17 protein-coding genes are annotated in these 22,057 nt (G+C 45.4%); 10 read left to right on the top strand and 7 right to left on the bottom strand.

What is annotated here, in order from left to right; translation table 11 throughout:
* Nucleotides 1-67 precede the first annotated feature (67 nt).
* Nucleotides 68-583: a DUF1349 domain-containing protein gene (locus tag QUA83_RS26240; protein ID WP_333296881.1), complete on the top strand. Its 516-nt coding sequence runs from the start codon at nt 68-70 to the stop codon at nt 581-583.
* 156 nt (nt 584-739) lie between these two features.
* On the opposite strand, the gene QUA83_RS26235 is transcribed toward QUA83_RS26240, so the two are convergent.
* From QUA83_RS26235 to QUA83_RS26225, 3 genes are all read right to left on the bottom strand, one after another.
* The gene (locus tag QUA83_RS26235; protein WP_333041853.1) at nt 740-1,018 is read right to left on the bottom strand and encodes a Photosystem I reaction center subunit PsaK; all 279 of its coding nucleotides are present in this window, start codon (nt 1,016-1,018) and stop codon (nt 740-742) included.
* Between the two features lie 298 nt (nt 1,019-1,316).
* A complete protein-coding gene (locus QUA83_RS26230; protein WP_333041855.1) occupies nt 1,317-1,529 on the bottom strand; it encodes a chlorophyll a/b-binding protein in 213 nt (70 codons plus the stop codon).
* A gap of 510 nt (nt 1,530-2,039) precedes the next feature.
* On the bottom strand, nt 2,040-2,165 hold the full coding sequence (locus QUA83_RS26225; protein WP_263053573.1) for a hypothetical protein: 126 nt from the start codon (nt 2,163-2,165) through the stop codon (nt 2,040-2,042).
* Between the two features lie 4 nt (nt 2,166-2,169).
* Between QUA83_RS26225 and hflX the strand changes: the two genes are divergently transcribed.
* A complete protein-coding gene (gene hflX, locus QUA83_RS26220) occupies nt 2,170-3,810 on the top strand; it encodes a GTPase HflX (RefSeq protein ID WP_333296883.1) in 1,641 nt (546 codons plus the stop codon).
* Between the two features lie 615 nt (nt 3,811-4,425).
* Here hflX and QUA83_RS26215 read toward each other — a convergent pair.
* Nucleotides 4,426-4,623 (bottom strand): hypothetical protein, encoded by a 198-nt coding sequence (locus QUA83_RS26215; RefSeq protein ID WP_333296880.1) that lies wholly within the window; start codon nt 4,621-4,623, stop codon nt 4,426-4,428.
* 533 nt (nt 4,624-5,156) lie between these two features.
* Between QUA83_RS26215 and grxC the strand changes: the two genes are divergently transcribed.
* The 8 genes from grxC to QUA83_RS26175 all read left to right on the top strand — a co-directional run bounded on the left by grxC (nt 5,157) and on the right by QUA83_RS26175 (nt 19,874).
* On the top strand, nt 5,157-5,420 hold the full coding sequence (grxC, locus tag QUA83_RS26210; protein WP_333296878.1) for a glutaredoxin 3: 264 nt from the start codon (nt 5,157-5,159) through the stop codon (nt 5,418-5,420).
* A gap of 67 nt (nt 5,421-5,487) precedes the next feature.
* Nucleotides 5,488-6,447 (top strand): glutathione synthase, encoded by a 960-nt coding sequence (gene gshB / locus QUA83_RS26205; protein WP_333296877.1) that lies wholly within the window; start codon nt 5,488-5,490, stop codon nt 6,445-6,447.
* A 178-nt stretch (nt 6,448-6,625) separates the two neighbouring features.
* Nucleotides 6,626-7,765: a Gfo/Idh/MocA family oxidoreductase gene (locus QUA83_RS26200; protein WP_333296875.1), complete on the top strand. Its 1,140-nt coding sequence runs from the start codon at nt 6,626-6,628 to the stop codon at nt 7,763-7,765.
* Nucleotides 7,766-7,873: 108 nt separating this feature from the next.
* Nucleotides 7,874-9,712: a CHAT domain-containing protein gene (locus QUA83_RS26195; protein ID WP_333296873.1), complete on the top strand. Its 1,839-nt coding sequence runs from the start codon at nt 7,874-7,876 to the stop codon at nt 9,710-9,712.
* A 166-nt stretch (nt 9,713-9,878) separates the two neighbouring features.
* Nucleotides 9,879-10,460, top strand: coding sequence for a hypothetical protein (locus QUA83_RS26190; RefSeq protein WP_333296872.1), 582 nt, complete (start codon nt 9,879-9,881; stop codon nt 10,458-10,460).
* Between the two features lie 709 nt (nt 10,461-11,169).
* Entirely contained in the window at nt 11,170-13,671 is a 2,502-nt protein-coding gene (locus QUA83_RS26185; RefSeq protein WP_333296871.1) for a glycosyltransferase, read from the top strand.
* A 20-nt stretch (nt 13,672-13,691) separates the two neighbouring features.
* Nucleotides 13,692-14,345: an amidohydrolase family protein gene (locus tag QUA83_RS26180; RefSeq protein WP_333296869.1), complete on the top strand. Its 654-nt coding sequence runs from the start codon at nt 13,692-13,694 to the stop codon at nt 14,343-14,345.
* Between the two features lie 192 nt (nt 14,346-14,537).
* Nucleotides 14,538-19,874 (top strand): AAA family ATPase, encoded by a 5,337-nt coding sequence (locus QUA83_RS26175; protein WP_333296867.1) that lies wholly within the window; start codon nt 14,538-14,540, stop codon nt 19,872-19,874.
* 293 nt (nt 19,875-20,167) lie between these two features.
* On the opposite strand, the gene QUA83_RS26170 is transcribed toward QUA83_RS26175, so the two are convergent.
* From QUA83_RS26170 to QUA83_RS26160, 3 genes are all read right to left on the bottom strand, one after another.
* The gene (locus tag QUA83_RS26170) at nt 20,168-20,533 is read right to left on the bottom strand and encodes a XisI protein (protein ID WP_333296865.1); all 366 of its coding nucleotides are present in this window, start codon (nt 20,531-20,533) and stop codon (nt 20,168-20,170) included.
* A complete protein-coding gene (locus QUA83_RS26165; protein WP_333296864.1) occupies nt 20,524-20,934 on the bottom strand; it encodes a XisH family protein in 411 nt (136 codons plus the stop codon). Before QUA83_RS26165 ends, QUA83_RS26170 begins: the two co-directional genes overlap by 10 nt.
* 109 nt (nt 20,935-21,043) lie before the next feature.
* The gene (locus QUA83_RS26160; protein ID WP_333296862.1) at nt 21,044-21,970 is read right to left on the bottom strand and encodes an ABC transporter substrate-binding protein; all 927 of its coding nucleotides are present in this window, start codon (nt 21,968-21,970) and stop codon (nt 21,044-21,046) included.
* Nucleotides 21,971-22,057 lie beyond the last annotated feature (87 nt).

Here is a 22,057-nt window from a genome sequence, read left to right as displayed (position 1 = left end):
TATCCTTGCTCTTCGCTGTGCTTATCTCAATGGTCAACTTTCAATTTGATGTATTTGCCAAACTGAGATGCACCCTGAGGATAACGACGTTATCCACATTACCGCCGGCGCAAAGACTGACTTTTGGCGGCACACTCATTACGGATTCATTCGCGATAACGGCAACTTTTACTACCGTCAAGTGTCAGGCGACTTTACAGCCGAAGTCAAAATTACTGGTTGCTATCGATCGCTCTACGATCAAGCAGGATTGATGATTAGAGAGAGCGAAAATATCTGGCTCAAGTGCGGCATTGAGTTTGTTGAGGGAGTGCAAAACGTGAGTGCGGTTGTGACACGAGACTATTCCGATTGGTCTGTTATGCCGCTTGAAGTGCCGCCTGTTTCTCTGTGGCTGCGGGTAAAGCGCCGAGCTGAAACGGTGGAAGTGCAATACTCGTTGAATGGGTCAGACTATTCAATGATGCGACTGGCATATCTAACTGAGTCACCAATCGTTCAAGTTGGGTTAATGTGTGCGGCTCCCCAAGGTGAAGGTTTTGCAGTCGAATTTGAAGGGTTTAAGCATAGTAAGCTGATCTAATGGGGATGGTAAAAAAACCGATTTCTGCGCCACTCCATATATAAAATTAAAATTAGGGGTGAGTGCTTTTAACTTACCCCCCTACCATTTTTTTGGCGCTTTTGAACCTACTAAAAAATGTAGCAATAAATTACCACAAAAGCTACGCCATTTATTCTAAAAATACTTGTCGATGTTGAGGGTCAAAATCATAAATGCTCCGAGCAAATGACCTGCGCTCATGCAAGCCAGAAATGCCGGTACGCTAACATTGTTGAACAAAGAGGGGAAGGGCAAAGGCATTTTTGGCCCGACGTGGGGATACCAAATTCGGCGGCTGAGAACTAGCAATGCTAAGATATTGCAAACAAACATCACTATTGGTTTTTGCCAATTTCCTGATGCTGTGTCAGCCAGGGTCGATTCTACTACTGCCAGTAAATTTGAGTTAATCATCGTTGATGCTCCTATTTTTCATAAATTATCAGAAATGCTCGATGAGATTTCTTGCCAAAAATACAGCAGGGGCGATCGCCTTTACGCAATAAATATCTGTTGCTCTCAATATTCACCGCGCCAGCGACAGCGCCCCCACCCGTAATCATCTAATCACAGCAAGAAGTCTTTTAATGCCATTCAAAAGTAACGAAAGATACAAAGGGACACAACCATACTCGCTGCCATTTGTAACTTTTAGCCTGTCTGGCAGTGGCGGCATTTACTCACGCTGCCAGACAGGAAAGACAGCTACTCATTACTGAGCAATGTAGGTAGGCAGAAAGTGAAGTATGTCACGGAGAACGCTATATCCAGCGGCATCCCAAAGCAAATAAGCTAAGAAACCGATCATCGCTAAGCGACCGTTCCAAAGTTCTGCTTGCGGGTTGAAGCCAAACAAAAAGGCATTCCGATCTTTGCCGTTGTAAGCATTAGCTGTAGGAGGCAGGTTAGTAGGACGAGTTTCCATGTTTTTACATTCCTTAACAATGTTCGCTTCTCATGGTAGCGACCTAATTTCTGCTTTGCTATCTGTCTCTAGGCCCAAGATACAGACAAGTCTAAAGGAGGATTTAGAAACAAAAAATAAAGTGTTAACTTTTGTTACGCGAGATTTTTAAGAGATCGCCTGTATCTCTGGATACTAAATACAACTGCAAGTTGAGATTGCTGCTGTGAAAAGCCCGATCGCGCTGCTGCGACAAACAACGGCACTTTTGACTCTTCAGTAGATTTGAGATTTGAGATTTACTCCACAGATGAATCTGGAAGCTCTAAAATTTTGGCAGACTCACGACTGTTGTCGGAAAGCAAGTATCCGTTTTTGAACTCGCCCAGACTGAATCCGCGAAATCCTAGAAGCAAGAAAATTTAGTAAATTTCAACTCAAAAGCCGAACACATCGCGCGGGAGTTAATTAAAATAGGAGATAAACAGAGCGATCGGGAGAAACAGTTATCGAAACCATCTACGGCAATCTTCAAGGTTTAAAGTCCAGCCAGCTCAAGCAACTCGAAAAGCTGTACCACCAGCGACTACCGGGCGATCGCATCACCACTGCAGAATTCGCCCAGCGCGTCGCCGCCATCAGCACGGAAATAGACAAACCAATCTGCACCTACATCAACCGTCGCGGACAAGTAATTCGCGTCGGCGTCGGTACACCCCGCCAAACGCAGATTGCGCCCCTAGAATTGCCCCGCTACGGGGGAGGTCGCCTCAGCGGCATTCGCTGCATCGCCACCCACCTGAAGCCAGAAACTCCAAGCGAAGCCGCCCTCACAGCAATGGCTATTCAGCGCCTGGACGCCCTCGTTTGGCTGACACTGACCGGCGGAGGATTTCAGCGCCGCGGCGGCGGTGCGACTGGTTACATCCAAGAAACTTATCTCGCTCACCTGATACCCCAGGGAGATCAGCCAAATTTTGAGTTCTCTGTTTTGAGCGCTCAGTTAGAACCAGATTCAACTGATGAAGTAGAAGAGCCTTCAATTCCCAAGTCACTAATTCAAACTCCACACTTTCCCTGGAAAATATCAGAACCGCTGAATTTGGACGAACTTGCCGACCAAGACTTTCTGGATTTGGTGGAAGGACTCGAAGCAGAGTTTCAAGCAGAGTTTGTCGCTAAGCAGGTCGATGCAGACCAAGATAAAGTGCTGTTGGTAGGTGTCATGACTCAGCACATGACTCAGTTGGAGTTTGAGGACGGCCTGGCAGAAATCACGCGGCTGGTTGAAAGCGCCGGAGGTCAGGTTCTGCAAACAGTGCGCCAAAAACGATCGCGCCCCCATCCGCAAACAGTCGTCGGCGAAGGCAAAGTTCAGGAAATTTCCCTCACGGCTCAGACGATTAGCGCTAACCTCGTGGTATTCGATCGCGACCTGGCCCCCGCACAAATACGGAACTTGGAAACTCAGATAGGTCTTCGCGTTGTCGATCGAACAGAGGTAATTCTCGACATCTTTGCCCAAAGAGCTCGATCGAGCGAGGGTAAATTGCAAGTCGAACTCGCTCAGCTAGAGTACGCCCTGCCCCGGCTCAGAGGTCGCGGTCAGGCAATGTCGAGACAGGGTGGTGGCATCGGTACCAGAGGCCCTGGGGAAACCAAGCTAGAAACCGAACGGCGGACGATCGCCAAACGCATTTCTCGATTGCAGCAAGAAGTAAATCAACTGCTGGCACACCGGTTTCGGCTGCGGCAGAACCGCCATCATCACGATGTACCCTCAGTGGCAATCGTGGGCTACACCAACGCCGGTAAATCTACTCTGCTCAACCTGCTCACAAATTCCGAAGTCTATGCCGCCGACCAGTTATTTGCCACCCTCGACCCGACAACTCGACGGTTGACCATTCCCGGCACTGTCACCAGGGAACCGCTGTCGATCGTCCTCACAGATACAGTGGGCTTTATTCGCGAACTGCCTCCCGCCTTGATCGACGCTTTTCGGGCTACCCTCGAAGAAGTCACTGACGCCGATGCTTTGCTGCACCTTGTCGATCTCTCCCATCCCGCGTGGCAGAGCCAAATTCGATCGGTCATGAATATTTTGACAGATATGCCCGTAACTCCCGGCCCAGCCCTTGTAGTCTTTAACAAAATCGATGCCGTAGATGGAGAGACTCTCGCCCTCGCCAGAGAAGAATTTCCTCAAGCAGTATTTATTTCGGCCGCCAAAGGTCTTGGGATGGAAACTCTCCGCGACAGACTAGCTCAGCTCATTCAATACGCCCTCTACCCTCGGTAAATACTTAAATATTTCTTTTGAGTAGTTGACATGGGGGAATATACGTACATATACTGAGGACAGATCTAGTCAAACTATGAGATTATAAAAGAGTAGTCAGATTGTGCCTTGCAAAGTACAATACAGAATATCTATTTTGCGATCGGTTAAATAAATAATTGCCGGAGGTCGCGGTCAAGGTAAAAAGACTCTTTGTTAATGGCTGTAAGAGCTGTTGGTTCAGAGGTTGCAAAAAGATGTGGCTTCACTCTCTAGCAAACTACCTGTCTGTAGCAAACTACCTGTGCAAACCACGGTACGGAATGTCAAGGTAAAAGAGAATAATATTATCAAAGTGTTTGGGCACTCACCTCAAGCGCTATACTATCTTTTACAGACGTTCGCGAGAGAATACATCCATTTATGGTAAGAACTCTCAAATCCTTGCCCGTCGTACAGCGCTAATCTCTAGGACTATTTCTATTTTTCGATTTTACCACTGTTTAACTAAATAGTTATGTGTACGCCACTGGCAAAACTAGCAATTGGACTCTCGGCCACAATGGCAACAGCGTTTTACTATCTAGCTGCCGCCCCTCCGGCTTCAGCACAAGTAGATGTCTGCGGCCCGGGAAATTATTCTACTGCCTGTGCCTCCAGCCAGACATCAACAACAACGGAACCCGGCCCGCAATTGGCGACCGAGGGGGGTTTGTCTGAAAGATACAGAACCCCACCTTCGAGAGACACAACTTCTATTCCTGAACCGGGTACTGCGATCGCAGTCTTACTGACAGGTGCAGGAATGATCTGTTCGTGCAGAAAGCGAAACAATCAGGTTGGTCCGCAGCGCTAGGCAGGCTGATGACCAACCTGTTTGCCTTTACAATGTCCTGTTTGCCTCTACAATGTCTCCGTTTTTTTAAGCATGGGTATTTGTTTACTTAAATTTATATAAAAAATAAAATATTGTATAAAAAATAACTTGACACCTCGCTTGTGCGCTGCAAATAAAGCCGGATGTTGAAGGAAGAAAGCGATAGCGACTTAAATCAGGGTAAAAAAAAGGAAGAAGGCAAATGCACTTCCCTGCAAGGGTTTCAGCAATAAATAACCTCCGGTGCAAAAGATAAGGTGGCTATATGTTGCTATATATAATCAAAATTAAAATATAAAAATTAAAATAAGATTGGTTAAGATCAATCCTTCGGACAGTTTTTTATAGGGAACCGTAGAATAAGGGTTTCAAGGCTCCAAGGCAAGTTGGCTACCAAGGAAAAATCGAGGGTTTCAGCCTAGGAGCTAAAAACAGTCCGCACTAGGGTTAAGATTACAATTAAAAAATATTGTTATTGTTTGAGCGTCCCATGACCCCTAAAGTAGAAATTTACACTTGGAGAACCTGCCCGTTTTGCATTCGTGCCAAAGCACTGCTGAAGCGAAAAGGGATTGATTTTACAGAGTACGCGATCGACGGAGATGAAGCGGCACGGGCTAAAATGAGCGATCGAGCCAACGGAGGCCGCACCCTGCCACAAATATTCATTAACGACCAACACATAGGTGGCTGCGACGAAATCCACAAACTCGATGCTCAAGGCCAGCTAGACCCGCTGCTAGCAGCAAAATGAGGCATTCCCTGTCGAATTTTCAGTTAGCCCAAATTTTCCTGCGACCAATTCTTAATTTTAATTGACAATGAAATTTGCATTCATCATCGATCCCCTCGCGCGACTAATTCCAGGACACGATACCAGCGTAGCGCTGATGGAGGCAGCTCAAGAGTTGGGTCACGAAGTGTGGGCGACTCAAGCCAACGAACTAAGCGTCATCGGCGGCAAAACTTGGGCAATGCTCAGTCGGGTAGCCCTCACGCCAGTAAAAGTGGTAGATGGACGCTGGGAGGCGACTGAGGCTTGGTATCAGTTAGAACAGTCTACTTTGCAGCCTCTGGAAGCAATGGACGCAGTATTTATGCGAACAGATCCCCCAGTCAACATTCCTTACCTCTACGCTACTTACCTTCTAGATGGCATCGATCCGGCTAAAACTTTGGTAGTTAACAGTCCCAAAGGATTGCGGGCGGCGAATGAAAAGATGTATGCTTTGCAATTTGAGGGAGCGATTCCTGAGACAATTGTTTCTCAAAACAAGCAGGTAATTCGGCAATTTGTTGAGAAAAAAGGAGCAGCAGTTCTTAAACCCTTGGGAGGCAAAGCTGGCGAGGGCATTTTGTTTTTGGAAGCGGGCGATCGCAATCTCAACTCCCTGGTCGAAATTAGCACTCAACAAGGGCAAATTCCAGTGATGGTTCAGACTTATCTGCCGGAAGCCAAAGAGGGAGACAAGCGGATAGTGCTGTTGAACGGCAAGCCCATTGGTGCTATCAACCGCATTCCCACTGGCAATGAATTTCGCGGCAACATGGCCGTCGGCGGCCGAGTCGCAAAAACAGAAATTACCGATCGCGAACTGCAAATTTGCTCTCAGTTAGAACCAGTGCTGCAACGGGACGGACTGTACTTTGTCGGCATTGATATTATTGGCGGTTATCTCACGGAAGTTAATGTCACCAGCCCTACAGGGATCAGAGAAATTGACTTGTTTGACGGCGTTAGTTTGGGCAAACAAGTAATTGAATGGGTAGTTAGTCATTAGTCATTAGTCATTAGTCATTAGTCATTGGTTAGTCGTTATTAGTTATTGCTTATTTACTACTAATTAGCAATGACCAATTCCCAATACCCGATGCCCGATGCCCGATGCCCGATGCCCGATGCCCGATGCCCAATTCCCAATTCCCAATTCCCAATTCCCAATTCCCAATTATTAAATTATGTCAAAAATTGGCGTTGCAGTAGTCGGTACCGGTTTCGGTCAAAAAGTGCACCTTCCCGGATTCCAGGCCCATCACCGGACAGAGGTTGTGGCTGTTTACCACCGGAATTTAGACAAAGCAAAGGATCTCGCCTCTACCCACAATATCCCCTACGCTTGCGACTCGATCGCCGATATAGTAGCGATCCCAGAAGTAGCGGGCGTCAGCATTTCCACACCGCCCTTTTTGCATTATGAAATGGCAAAAACCGTCTTGGAAGCAGGCAAGCATTTATTATTAGAAAAACCCACAGCCCTGACAGCAAATGAAGCCAGGGAACTTTACCGATTGGCCAACAACGAATCTCAAACCGATTTTAAAAATGGTGGTTCGAGAGCAATTGCCACAATGGACTTTGAGTTTCGCTTCATCCCCGCATGGCAAATGCTAGCAGAATTATTGGCAGCAGAATATGTGGGAGAAAAGCGTTTAATTAAGATTGATTGGCTGGTATCGAGTCGCGCTGATGCGAGTCGCCCCTGGAATTGGTACGCGCAAAAAGAGCGCGGCGGCGGAGTTTTGGGCGCGACAGGTTCTCACGTTTTTGATTATATTAGCTGGCTGTTCGGCCCGCCCCAAAGGCTTTCTGGGCAATTGATTACAGGAATTTCGCGGCGCCCTGATCCCAATGATTCGGGAAAGTTAAAATTAGTTGATGCAGATGATTCTTGCACGTTGATGTTGGAATTAGCCCGGGGAACTCCTTGTCAAGTTTGTTTGAGTTCTGTTACTTATCAAGGGCGGGGACACTGGGTGGAAATATACGGGAGTAAGGGTACGTTGGTGTTAGGAAGCGATAACCAGCAAGATTACGTCCACGGATTTCGCTTGTGGGGTTCCCAAGGTGGAGAACCTTTAGCTGAAATCAAAATTCCTCAAAGATTGGAGTTTCCTCAAGTTTATCCAGACGGGAGAATTGCACCGTTTATTCGAGTAGTAGATAGGTGGGTAGAAGCAATAGATGCTGGTAAATCTTTGATACCGTCCCTCAGAGAAGGAGTTTACTCGCAGTTGTTGATGGATTTGACCCAGGAGTCGAATGCTACGGGAACTTGGGTAGATTTACCGAATTTAGATAAATTTTTGGGCACTAAGTAAAAGTGAAACGTCCCAAAGCAATCTCACGCACTCGATCGCACCCCAAACCCGATAAACTACAAATAGAGAAACTCAATCCAACCCTATATCCAGAGTCGGTAGTTGTGAATGGCGCGCCCTGAAAGTCCTTGCCTCAGTATAGCGATCGCTCGCCTGAGAACCGCTGGGGCAAACCATTTTGCCACTTGGGTTCTACAAGCTCCTTATCCCAGCGGGTACGTTCACCACGACTGTATGTGGCCAGATACCCTCTCCCAATCTTGGAAAGCTTGGCAGGAAATGTTTTCGCCCTCCGGGACAATTCACGAATTGCCCCTAAATCCTGATGGCAGTTTCGTCTCGCCAGAAAATAACCAGAATATACTGGCAGAAACTGAACAACGAAGTCCTCAGTCGCTAGACCTCGCTCCAGCGGCGCCCTCTGTGCCGCTCCACCTCGGTCAACGGGGGTGGGGCAACAAAGGGGATCAGCATCAGCCTCGGCCACCGGCAAGCTACAGCAGTCGCCTGATGCAGCATTTGGGGATTAATCTTTGGCAGTGGCTGTTTGAAGGGCCGATTCAGGGTAGTCTCCAGGAAAGTAAAGGTATCGCGATCGGACAAAATCTACCCCTGCGAGTGCGCGTAGACTTGCGCGAACCGTATTTAATTGCTTTACCTTGGGAAATTATGCAGCCTCAAGCCGGTCAACCGGCAATTTCTCTGTCGCAGCAACTGCTGTTCAGCCGCACTACCAGCAATGTTGAACCTTTGCCACCCCTGCATCCTGCGGAGTCGCTCAACATTTTGCTAGTTTTGGGACAAGCAGAACCCGGCCGCGGTGCTAATTCTCAATTTTCCAGCAGCAATAACCGTCATTTGCAGTTGGAAGCAGAAGCACTCGCCCTAGCTGGTGTTCTGGAAAGTGCTTTTCAAACCGACGACAGCGGCAAATATTTTGACATCAGCGTTCCGAGTCGCGTCGATACTCTGATCGAACCTACTCCGGCGGAACTCATTTCTCGCCTGGAAACGCAAGCTTACAACATTCTGTTTTACGCAGGCCACGGGATACCGGGCCCCGACGGAGGTTTGCTGTTTTTGGGGCCGGAAACGGCGATTAATGGCACTGAACTAGCTCAGGTATTAGTTCGGTGTCGCGTGACTCTGGCGGTGTTTAATGCCTGCTGGGGAGCTCAGCCGGCGGTGGAGAGGTTGCACTCGACTAACGGCCAGCAACAGGCGATCGCCCGCAGCAGTTTGGCTGAGGTACTGATCCATCACGGGGTGCCTGCGGTGTTGGGGATGCGGGACTCGATCGCCGATCGCGAGGCCCTGAGTTTTATCCAAACTTTTGCCCAAGCTTTGGCCGGACGGATGTCGATCGATCGGGCCGTCGCCGTCGCCAGACAGCAGTTACTAACGCTCTACAAGTTCAATCAACCGGCTTGGACGCTGCCTGTGCTGTATATGCACCCTGAGTTTGACGGTCAGCTAACTGAGCCGGTAGATGACCTCAAAACTGAATTGCCTTTAAATTCTTCTACTTGGCTGGGACGGTTGCCGTCTTGTGCTTATTTGCGGGGGCGCGATCGACCCAATGGCAAATCCACTGACTCGACCAATCAGGTTTGGCCGATTCGCGCAGGTATGGTTCGAGTCGGACGCTGGGAAGAAAACGACGTAGTGATTCGAGAACAGTGGGTTTCTCAAAAACACGCCGAGATTTTCTGCCGCAACACGATCGGAGATAGCCGGGAAGAACCTAGCTACTTCCTGCGCGATTTTTCTCGCTACGGGACTCTAGTTTTGGGTTCTGAGGGATGGCAGAGAGTTCACCACCAAGAATTGTTGCTACGCAGCGGGACTCAGCTAAAATTTGGCAGTTCTCAAGGTCAGATTTTTGAGTTCACTATTGAGGTTCCTAAAACTTCGGGGTACAGTGAGACTGATTGCGGAACTAATTAAGGTGCGGGTGTAGCTAATGAAGGCAAGCGGCTACTGGCACAGCAAAGTTCTGGGCGTTGAGTGTCCAGTCTGAATTTAAAAGAGTTATTTACCACTGATAGCTCGCAACTAGCTCTTGGCACAGTCCCCCTTCTGTCTTTTCCTTTTCCTACTTAGGTATTACATCATGGCTACCCAATCTACTGATTCTGAATATTTTCGCGACTCACAAACTCAGGCCCAGATGGAACTTCTCGCCACAATTGTTCAGACTGATGTTGCTTACCCCTGGAATCCTGCACAGCTTGAATCCGAATCTTATTTAGCTGCCCTAGAACAGGAATTTGCGCTATCTGATTCCTTCAGCGACAGCGATATTGCCCTGAAGTCGCAAGTTTTATTTTCGCAATTAGAACAAGTTTGGCTGACGACTGCTTTGCAAAAGTCTTTGCGCGAGAAATTTGCCCGCGTTCCTCAAGATTTTCTGGCGAGCATCGCTCAAAGCGTGCAAAACGCAACTGTTAAGTATCAATCTTTAGCTGACCAAATGGTAGAGTGCGTCTTAGATATTTTGCCTCAGTGGGCTGAGGAAGATTTGCAGGTGTTGGCACGTCCTTTGGCTTATGCCATGCGAGATGTTGATTCGGAAGGGGGGGAATTGGTCATGGCTACTAAAAAACCTTGGGCCCAATTGTCGGAAATAGAACAAGCCAGAGTTAGTTTGGCTGTCGCCCGCTATGCAATCTCGCAATTAGAAATTGCTGATTAGTTCTGTGATGGCTGGGTTTTTGGGCTGCGATCGCGGTAATTTTTTTAAATTAATATAAAATTAATCTACCTTTAGTTAGATGTTAAATTCGTCTAATTATTAAATCCTATGGATTGCTATAGTTTGATATAGCAATCCTCTTTGATTTGTAGACAAGATAATTTTTTTTGAACTATAGCAAGCGCGCCCGACGCTTAGGACTAAGATGTGGCAGCATTTTCAATAAGCTTTTTATGGGTGGCGTCGCAGAAACGGCCCAAAAGAAATATTTTTTATTGTGGAACAGGCCCGAAAGCCTGTTGCTGACATTGCTGCAACAGGTAAATTAGGAGGTTCTTAATTGCTGAAATCCTTGCCGAAGATTGCTTCTGACTGAAAGCATCCAGGATACAAGCCCCCGAATTTATCCGTGGGGTCAATGCTTCAATTCTAAAATCTAAAATCTAAAATCTAAAATCGATTGACTTCTCTCCTAGGTAACTAAAGCCTTCTTCCTTCTTCCTTCTTCCTTCTGCTATATTTGGCCAGGTTTGGACTCGCTAAGAAGTTTGGCAATAGTAAGCAAGATGAATTATCATATCAATTGTCAGAATGTTAAAAAATGTAAAGAGAATAATTGGGGTGTGTCGGAATTTTTCAACTGAATTAAAAAGTGGACAGCAGGAAACCCTTACTGTTGCATGCACGATCGGAACTTTAAAATTATTTTATGACAACTTCAAGATTTGGTTTTCAAGACTTGAAACGCCACTTTTGGCAGATTTCGCGGGTGCCGACGGCAACGCTAGTCGTGTTGGGGGCGGTTGCTTTCGCAGGTGCGATCGCCGCAGCCTGGTTTGCCCGTGAAGGTACAGTCAGCGGTATTTTTGCCACAATCAACACTTGGCAGCAAAACCCGCCTGTGTGGCTGCAAGTGCCTGCTACAAGCAAGATGTATCTGTTAGTGCCGACTATCGCGCTTGTCTCCGTTGCTTTAGCGGCAATTAAAATTTCGCCTCAACCGCAGAAATGGTCGCGCGCTGTGGTAGTGGCAATAGTTATGGCTTTAACCATTCGCTACGTTTTATGGCGATCGCTCGCTACTCTAAATTTAACCGATCCCCTCAACGGTATCTTTAGTTTAGGGCTGTTTTTCCTAGAAATGCTACTGGTTTTTAACACCAGTATTCAACTGTATTTAATGCTGAGAATGAAAGACCGGCGTCGAGAAGCCGATCGCATGGCAGTTGCAGTTGAAGCTGGAAACTTCACCCCGCCGGTAGATATTTTGATCCCAACTTACAACGAACCGGCTTTTATTTTACGGCGCAGTGTAATCGGCTGTCAAGCTTTAGATTATCCCAACAAAAAAGTATATTTGCTCGACGATACCAAGCGACCTGAAATCAAGTTTCTGGCAAAAGAACTGGGATGCGAGTATATAACCAGACCCGATAATACTCACGCCAAAGCTGGAAACATTAATCATGCCACAGCCTTAACTAATGGAGAACTAATTGTAGTTTTCGATGCCGACTTTATTCCCACTAAAAACTTTTTAACTCGCACAGTTGGATTTTTTCAAAATCACGAAATTGCCCTCGTTCAAACACCGCAAAGCTTTTATAACCACGACCCCATCTCCCGTAATTTAGGTTTAGAAAATGTGCTCGCCCCGGAAGAAGAAATCTTTTACCGACAAATTGAAATCATCAAAGACAGCGCCGACAGCGTGGTTTGTTGCGGTACATCTTTTGTTGTGAGGCGGAGTGCTTTAGAAGCAGCGGGAGGCTTGGTCACAGATTCAATTTGCGAAGATTATTTTACCGGAATTCGGCTGTCAGCAACCGGATATCGCTTAGTTTATTTAGATGAAAAATTGAGTGCTGGTTTGGCGGCTGAAAATATAGAGGCTCATCTAAATCAAAGGCTACGCTGGGCGCGCGGCACCCTTCAGGCATTTTTTATTGATTCCAATCCTTTAACAATTCGCGGTCTCAGATTCGTACAAAGGCTGTCTCATTTGGAAGGATTGCTGCACTGGTTTACCAGTTTAACCAAGGTTTTATATCTGTTGATCCCTTTAGGTTATTCGTTTTTCGGCATCATTCCTTTGCGGGCAAGTGCACGGGAATTGCTGTACTTTTTCCTGCCTTACTATTTTGTGCAACTTACTGTGTTTTCTTGGCTGAACCGCCGATCGGGTTCGGCTTTGCTTTCGGATGTTTATTCGTTTGTTCAGTGTATTCCTTTAGCGGTGACGGTGGTGAGTTCCATGCTGAATCCCTTTGGGAAAGGGTTTCAGGTGACGCCAAAAGGAATGGCGAGCGATCGCTTTCGTTTTAACTGGAATTTGGGATGGCCTTTGATTGTCTTGTTTGCAGCTACAGGGTTCAGTTTGTGGCACAATTTAAACATTAATTTAGTTAAAAATGTTGGCACCGTACAGTCAATATCAGAAAGTGCAAATTTGTCAAAAGGAATGAGTTTGGGATGGATTTGGAGCGCGTACAACCTGCTGATGTTGGGGATTGCCTTGCTGATTTTGGTGGATATTCCTAAGCCGGACATTTACGAATGGTTCAATTTACGCCTGGTTGTACAATTGAATATTGGCGGTAAAAGTTTTTGGGGTGTAACCACTGTAATTTCGGAAAGTGGCGCGGAAGTTGCTCTGACGCAGTGGCCAAGTTTTGCGGTGAAAGGTAAGGGTAGTAAAGAGAGTTTGACCCCAGCAGAGATTTTCCAAAAATATGCCGTTCCGACAAGTTTATCCCAGGGTAAAATAAAAGCGCTCCCTCGCAGTGCGGCAGTCAAAGCAAGGAGAGCGCTAGCGCCATCTGTTGTTGAGTTGGGCACTGAGCGTCGTTTGGCTAAAGGTTTGATTGATTGCGATTCGGCGACTCTGGAAATTATGGAAGAGAACTGTTTTATTCCTGTGGCTAAGATTGAGTTGGTGAGCGATAAATCTCAGTTGGAGTCGAGTTTTCGGGATGGAAAAGAGTGCAGTTTGGTGGAATTTCCCACTGTGCGAATTGCGTTCGATCGCCTGAATATTAGGCAGCACCGCTGTTTGATCGAAATGCTGTACTGTCGCCCGGGCCAGTGGCAGCGGCAGGAAACTCCCGGAGAATGGCGATCGCTGTGGCTGTTGTTGAGAATTGCTTTGAAACCGAGGGCTGTTTTTGAGAGGAATAGGGCAGTTAGACCGATCGCAGTTTCGCAACTTTAGCTCGACATGAAATTGAAGAAATGGTATCGGAATTACAACGAATCGCTGATTTTGACCCGAAAGCAGTTTTTTTACGTCCTAATCCTGTAAAAGGGCGACTACTGAGCGATCGCGCTTACGAACCTTTTTGGACGGCGTGTGAAGAGTTGGGAATTGCTGTTAGTTTACACGAAGGGACTCACAGCCGATCGCCTACTGCGGGAAGCGATCGCTTTCAAACTCGTTTTGCCCTCCACGCTTGCTCTCATCCGATGGAACAAATGATGGCGCTGCTTTCCTTGATCGAAGGCGGTGTCTTAGAGCGTCATCCTAAACTGAAAGTAGGATTGCTAGAGTCTGGCTGTGGCTGGCTTCCCTACTGGCTGTGGCGGCTCGATCGCGAATATGAAGATTTGCAATGGGAAGTGGTCGATCGTGTCAAAATGAAGCCATCGGAATACTTTCGTCGCCAGTGCTTTATTGCGATCGAGCCTTCCGAGCCTTATTTAGCCCAACTAATAAACGCGATCAGTTCAGATAACTTAATCTTTGGCTCTGATTATCCTCACATGGATCATCAGCCCGATGTGGTTAAGGAAGTGGTGGCTCTAGAAGAGCAACTTTCTCAGGAAATTGTGCATAAAATTGTTTGGGATAACCCTGCTCGTTTTTATGGCTTGGAGCATAGTTGTTAACAAACAGGTCAAACGCAGTTAGAGATAGCTGTTTGACCATGAGATATCGATCCCCCCTAGCCCCTCTTAAGAAGTGGGGGACTGGAAACAACTAAAAGCCCCCCTTCTTCAGGGGGATTTAGGGGGATCGAGACTCAGGTAAAAGCGAGATCGATCGAGAATTTCTATCTTAAATTGACACCAATGACTGAAATGGACAACTACCAGATTCTCTCCAAGATTTACGAAAGCTCTAATTCATTGGTGTATCGGGCTGTCCATAAATCTCGCCATCATCCCGTTATCCTGAAAATTCTCAAGGAAGATTATCCCAGTCCCTCAGAACTAACTCGATACAAACAAGAATACGAAATTACCCGCTCCCTCCAAATCGATGGTGCAATCAAAGTCTATGACTTATTGCCCTATAAAAATACCCTGGCTATGGTTTTGGAGGATTTTGGGGCACACTCACTAGATATTTTAACACAATCCCAAACATTTTCGCTTGTAGAATTTCTCTCCATTGCCATCCAGATTGCACGCGGACTTGGCGAGATTCATGCTGCTAATATTATCCATAAAGATATCAACCCTTCTAATATTGTTTACAATCCCCAAACCGGACAAGTCAAAATTATTGACTTTGGCATTTCTACAAAATTTACCCGCGAAAATCCAACAATTAAAAATCCCCATCTTATAGAAGGGACTTTAGCTTATATGTCGCCGGAGCAAACGGGCAGAATGAATCGTGCCCTCGATCGCAGCACAGATTTTTACTCTCTAGGCGCAACTTTTTATCGGTTACTCACCCAGAGACTTCCGTTTGAAACAGACGATCCGTTGGAATTAGTTCACTGTCATATTGCCAAACAGCCGATTCCTCCCCACGAACTCGCTCCAGAAGTTCCCATCGCTGTTTCCAATATTGTTATGAAGTTGCTGGCTAAAACAGCAGAGGATAGGTATCAGAATACCTTGGGATTGAAAGGAGATTTAAACGAATGTTTAACTCAGTTACAGCAAAACGGAGAGATTTTAGATTTCCCTCTTGTTCGTTACGAGATTTCCGATCGCTTCGCAATTCCGCAAAAACTTTACGGACGAGAAGCGGAAATAGAAACGTTACTTTCAACCTTTCAAAGAATTGCGGAAGGAACAAGTCACAGGTCAACTGAAATGGTGTTGGTGGGTGGTTATGCTGGTATTGGTAAATCAGTGCTGGTACAAGAACTCTACAAACCAATTACCCAACAACGCGGTTACTTTCTTTCTGGTAAATTCGATCAGTTTCAGCGCAATATTCCCTATTCTGCGATCGCATCTGCATTTAAGTCTTTAGTTCAACAACTGCTGAGTGAAAACGATGCTCAATTAGCTCAGTGGCGAGAAAAACTCTTAGCTGCTTTTGGAGCTAACGGACAGGTCATAATTGATGTCATCCCCGAAATCGAACAAATTGTCGGTTCTCAGCCTCCCGTGCAGCTTCTAGAACCCACAGAAACCCGAAATCGATTCAATACAGTCTTCCTAAATTTCCTGCAAGTTTTTTGCCAGAAAGCGCACCCTTTAGTTATCTTCCTTGACGATTTGCAATGGGCTGATTCTGCAACACTCAAGTTGCTGGAACTGATAATGAGCGAGCGCGATTTGGGCTATCTAATGTGCATCGGTGCTTATCGCGATCGCGAAGTCGATCTCAATCATCCTTTAATCAAAATGCGGGATCGCTTAGCAGAACAAGGCGCGATCGTCAACACAATTATCCTCACTCCTCTGCAAGTTGAAGAAATCACTCAACTGATTTCGGATGCGCTTCACCAGGATCGAGAAAACGTTAAACCACTAGCAGAATTGGTCGATAATAAAACATCTGGAAATCCATTTTTTATTAATGAATTTCTCAAAACTCTTTATGAAGAAAACTTAGTAAATTTCGATCGCACCGGGAAATCTTGGCAGTGGGATATCGCTCAAATAGAAGCTTTGGGCATCACAGACAATGTAGTTGACTTGATGATCGAAAAACTGAGGAAACTGTCAAAAGGAACTCAACAAGCATTGTATTTAGCTGCTTGCATTGGCAATCGCTTCGATCTCACGACTCTCTGCAAAATTTGTCAAGAATCCGCTGAAAAAACTTGTCAGGATCTCTTAACAGCAATTCAGTTAGGTTTAATTCAGCCTACCTCATCTCTAGAAACTACATCTTCAGAAACACCGCTCGAATCTGCGTTAATCATCGAGGAATATAAGTTTCAACACGATCGCGTACAACAGGCGGCTTATGCACTAATTGATGACGATCGCAAGCAGTCCGTACATCTTCAAATTGGCAGATTATTGCTGACCAAACTTGGTAAAGCAGAGTTAGGAGAAAAACTGTTTACCTTAGTCGATCATCTCAATAAAGGTCGAGGGTTACTGGAGAGAGAGTCCGAAAAAATCGAACTGGCACAATTAAATTTACGCGCTGGTAAAAAAGCCAACGAAGCAACTGCATATACGGCATCCAGAGACTATCTAATTCTTGCCAATGATGTGTTTCCCGGAGACATTTGGCAAGAGCGTTACGCGATGGCGCTCGACCTTTACAAAGAACTCGCAGAAGTCGAGTATCTCAATGGAAATTTTGAGCAATCTCAAGCTTTAATCGAACAGTCACTCCAGCAAGCAAAATCGGGAATCGAACGCTCGGAATTCTATTATTTACTAATCGAACTATATACCATGCAGGGCAAATACTTGGAGGCGATTCAAGTCGGTCGAACAGCTTTAGCACAATTGGGCATCGACTTTCCAGATGGCGACTTTAACAAAGCTGTTGAAACTGAATTAGGTAAGTTTAGCGAAAGTTTAGGAAAACGAGAAGTTGCTTCGCTGATTGACAATCCAGAAATGGAAGACCCGATCAAGCAGATGGCTTTAGAGCTATTGATAAAAATGTTACCGCCAAGCTACTTAGGCGCTCCCCAAATTGCTGGTGTTGTAATGGCTAAATCTGCCAATATGAGCGTTGAATACGGCCATACATCCAAATCTGCAATTAGCTACGGTATATTTGGTATGCTACAGGCAATGTTAGGAAACTATCAGTTAAGTTACGAACTCACCCTGCTAGGATATCAGTTAAGTAAAAAATTCGATGATTCATACTCTATAAGTCAAACAGCTAATTTACTTGCCAATTTTTCTGGGTCATGGGTTAAGCATATCAAGCAAACTGAAAATATTAACGCAGAATCAATTGAAGCTGGGCTACAGTCGGGTATGCTTCAATATGCTGGCTTTAGCATGACTCATACTTTATTAAATGGAATTTACCAAGGCAAAAATCTATCTTTACTTCCTCAAGAGGCATCTGACATTCTCCCTTTCTGTCAAAAGACCCAAAACCAATGGTCTGTTGATTGCACCTTGGGACAGAAAATAATCTTACAAAACCTGCTCGGACAAACGCAAGATCAGCTTTATTTTAGCTGCGATGAAATTGACGAATCCGATTATCTAAATCAAGAGGAAGTTAGCCGAACCCCAAACGCAATCTGCTATTATTACATTTTCAAGGCTCAAGTTCTCTATTTATATGGCGAGTTGCAATTAGCATTAGCATCTATAGTCAAGGCGCAGGAACTATTAGCGTTTATTTCTGGCACTATTCAAGCTTCTACTTACAACTTTTACTATTCCCTGATTTTAGCTGCACTCCATCCATCTGTTTCTCCAAAAGAGCAACAAGAATACTGGACTCAAATCGAGGCTAACCAAGCACAAATGCAAAACTGGGCAAATAATTGCCAGGAAAATTTTCTGCATAAGTATCTTTTAGTCGCCGCAGAAATGACCAGAATATCGGGTAAGTGGTATGAAGCGATCGATTTATACGATCGAGCGATTAAATTGGCTAAAGAAAATGAGTTTATTCAGGATGAAGCACTCGCCAACGAACTAGCCGCCAAGTTTTGGTTTGCCCAAGAAAAATCTGACTTTGCCCAAATTTATTTAAAAAAAGCATACCAAGGTTATCAAATCTGGGGAGCCAAACACAAAGTAGAAGATTTAGATGAAAAATATTTCCAGTGGCTTGGTTCAACCCGAACAGCTACTGAAAATAATACCATCAATCCAATCACCACAACTGGTAGTAATTCCGGCGAATCGCTAGATTTTGCCGCAGTAATGAAAGCATCCCAAGCTATCTCCGGTGAAATCGTTCTCGAACAATTGTTAAACCAGGTGATGAAAACTGTGATTGAAAACGCAGGCGCCCAAAAAGGTTTTCTCATTCTGGATAAAGGCGGGAGTTGGGCGATTGAAGCCGAAGCAGCAGTAGAATGCGAGAGCATTACCATTATGCAATCCATTCCCGTAGATTCTGTAGATCCTGCCACCGGAATTCCCCTGCTGTCAACCGCCATAGTTAACTACGTCGCTCGCAGCCACGAAAATGTAGTATTAAATAACGCCACCGATGAAGGACTATTTACTGGGGATTCTTACATTACCGCTACTCAACCCAAATCGATCCTCTGCACCCCCCTACTCAATCAAGGCAAACTAGGTGGAATTCTCTACTTAGAAAATAACTTGGCGATCGGCGCATTTACCTCGGAAAGAGTGGAAACTTTAAAAATCATCGCAGCTCAAGCCGCTATCTCCATTGAAAATGCAAGTCTCTACGAACAATTAGAAGATTACAACCGAACTTTAGAGCAAAAAGTAGAAGATCGCACCGCACAGTTAGCTCAAGCTAATGCAGAAATATTGGTTTTGAACGATCGGCTAAAAGTAGAAAACCTTCGCATGAGTGCCGAACTAGACGTAACCCGGCGCCTGCAACAAATGATTTTGCCTCACCAGCAGGAATTAGAGTCAATAGCAGGGCTAGAAATTGCTGCATTCATGGAACCGGCTGATGAAGTTGGCGGCGACTACTACGACGTACTAAAGCACGGCGGTAAAGCCACAATTGGCATCGGTGACGTGACAGGACACGGTTTAGAAAGCGGCGTGTTAATGATTATGGCGCAAACAGCAATTCGCACTTTGTTGGTTCACAATGAAACCGACCCAGTTAAATTATTGCAGACAGTCAACCAAACGCTTTTTGACAACGTAGAGCGCATGAATTGCGGGAAAAGTATGAGCCTTTCTTTGCTGGAATATCGGGGGGACAACATCCTGCGTTTGAGCGGACAGCACGAAGAGGTGATTGTCGTGCGTGACGGCGGCGAAGTAGAGCGGATTGACACGATGGAGTTAGGCTTTCCCATCGCCTTAGAACCAGATATTGCCGATTTCATTGCTACTACTGAAATACAATTAAATTCCGGGGATGTTGTCGTACTCTACACAGATGGAATTACCGAAGCTTTTGATATGAATCAAAAGGAATACGGTATCGAGCCAATGATTGAACTTGTTGCCCTTCACAGGGAAAAGTCAGCAGCAGAAATCAAGCAAGCTATTATTGATGACGTGCGGCGATACATCGGGGAGCAAAAAGTATTTGATGACATTACTTTGGTAGTAATCAAACAGAAGTAAGTATGGGAAAATAGAGTTGCGGCAGTGTCAAATATCTTTCGAGGCTTTGGGGGAAAATATATAATTAATTTTTATTAACTACTTATACCTAATTTTGTGGGGACATGAATGGAAAATTTTAGATTTATCATTCCGGGATGTATCCAGGGGCAAAAGCCCGGTTTCTCCGTCAATCTCTCAGGCGAGAACTCCACTATTTTTCCGCTCAACCGGGTTTTTTGCGTAAGTCATATTTATGTCAATCTTATGTAGCAGAAATAACTCCTTCGCCTCATCGGTTACACCTAATTTAGCTACCCGAAACTGAGGGCGATCGCTTCCCCTGTGCCAAAATCAGTAAATTGGCGTACATCGGGTTCATGGAATGCTAAAACAATATCTTCTTTAGGCACTCCCAGTTCGACGAGTTGGTTCGCAATTCCGACTTCAGTACCGTCATGCTGAATCCAAATTTTTCCACCCTTGATATCAAGATGCAGAATACAGCCAAAATCGCGTCTATTTCCACGCCAACCAACATACAGAAGTTGATAATGATCTTGCTCAGTATCAAAAAGGGTTTGCACTTCGTATTCTTGGGCATTGCGTTGTATCGAAATCCGCTCTCGCCGTTCTGAAAGAAGATGACGAATGTATTGCCGATATTGCTCTATAGCCATTGAACAATAACCTCCTGTTGCACATCATAAATCATCAATCGTAGTTGATATCGCCCAAGCGCAGCCACAATAAACCGTCGTTGAAAGAAACTTTCATAAATTGGCACTCGCACCGCTAGATAGAGGCGGCGATCGGGTTCAATAATTTCAAGCGCATCGCGATAATTGAGAAATTGTCCCAATGCAGTATGAAAATCTGAAACATTGGATGGGCTAATGAAACTTTTAACTTCTACAGCTATTTTCTGATGATCTCGCTGGGCGGCTAACAGTTGTTCCGCCGCTAAATCAATCTCAAAATCTACATCATCAACATTAATTTCATAGGGATCGGCCGTAATCTGCCAACCTTGCTTTTCTAAAGCAGTCTTAACAACACCATGAAACCGATCTTTTACCATACAAGTTTTCTAGTTGCAGATAACTACTCATCTTGTAAGCCTTTCTCCTTGACCAGCCCTCGAACTTACCAATGAACATTATAACCTACATTTGGCGATCGCCAATAGTTTACAAACCGGATATCGGCACAAAATCGTAACCGTAACTGGTGCGATTTCCGGGTTTAACAGTTACTAACTGAACTGCGCGATTACGATCGCCCGAAGGTAAAAACCGAATCGGGCCCGATGCTCCATTTGCCGAAAAATCTGACGCCGATAAAGCTTGCTGAATGCCTGTACGAGTCGGATTGCGCCCTAAACCGACACTCAACGCGATCGCCGCATCGTAGGCTAAAGCGGTGCGCCAACTTACTTCAGCATTCCAAAGTTGTTTGGATGTTTGGGGAAAGTTTGACTGTGGATCTGCGAGAATGTGCCAAGGAACAGCCAGCACCATATCTGTTGCTGCTGCGCCACCGATTTGCAGTGTTTTAGCAGTATAAGCATCGTCTCCTGCTAGTAATGGCAGCCGTTTGGCGTTTACTTGCACTACTTGCAAAGCTTGGTCAAGCGTGGCTGAATTGGATGCTAACATAATCACTTCTGCTCCTTGGGCGATCGCACTTTTAACGCTATCGGCAGCATTAAAATTCCCATTAGCAAAGTCAAATTCGCCTACTATTTGTCCTCCATCTCCGTAAATAGCCGTAGTGAATTCATTTTTTAAAGATTTGCTGTAACTGCTGGCAGAATTGAAAAATACAGCAGCTTTTTGCTTTTGCAATTTTCCCAGCATATAGCGGGAAAGAGCATTAGCCGCAAACCGATCGCTCGGCACTGTGCGAAATATATTGCTGCCAACTCCTGAAAGCTGCACCGACGTACTTGTCGGAGAAATTGCTACTAATTGTTGTTGCTGGTAAATCTTGCTGGCTGCTAGCGTTGTATCTGAACCAAAATGCCCGATTACCCCTAAAATTTCCGAGTTATTTGCCAAAGCACTGGCAATTTGTGCGGCAATTTCTGGGTTTTTATCATCATTAGCAATTAGCACTTTTAAGGGAGTAAGTAGGTCGGCGCAAAAAAACCGAACTATGTTAAGATAAGTAAACAAAAAGAATATATCTACTGAGGTAACTCA

This window comes from Microcoleus sp. K1-B1 (assembly GCF_036704705.1).
In the GTDB taxonomy this organism is placed as follows: Bacteria; Cyanobacteriota; Cyanobacteriia; order Cyanobacteriales; family Microcoleaceae; genus Microcoleus.
Note: the sequence above shows the minus strand (reverse complement) of the source record. Positions and strands in the feature narration are given on the sequence as shown.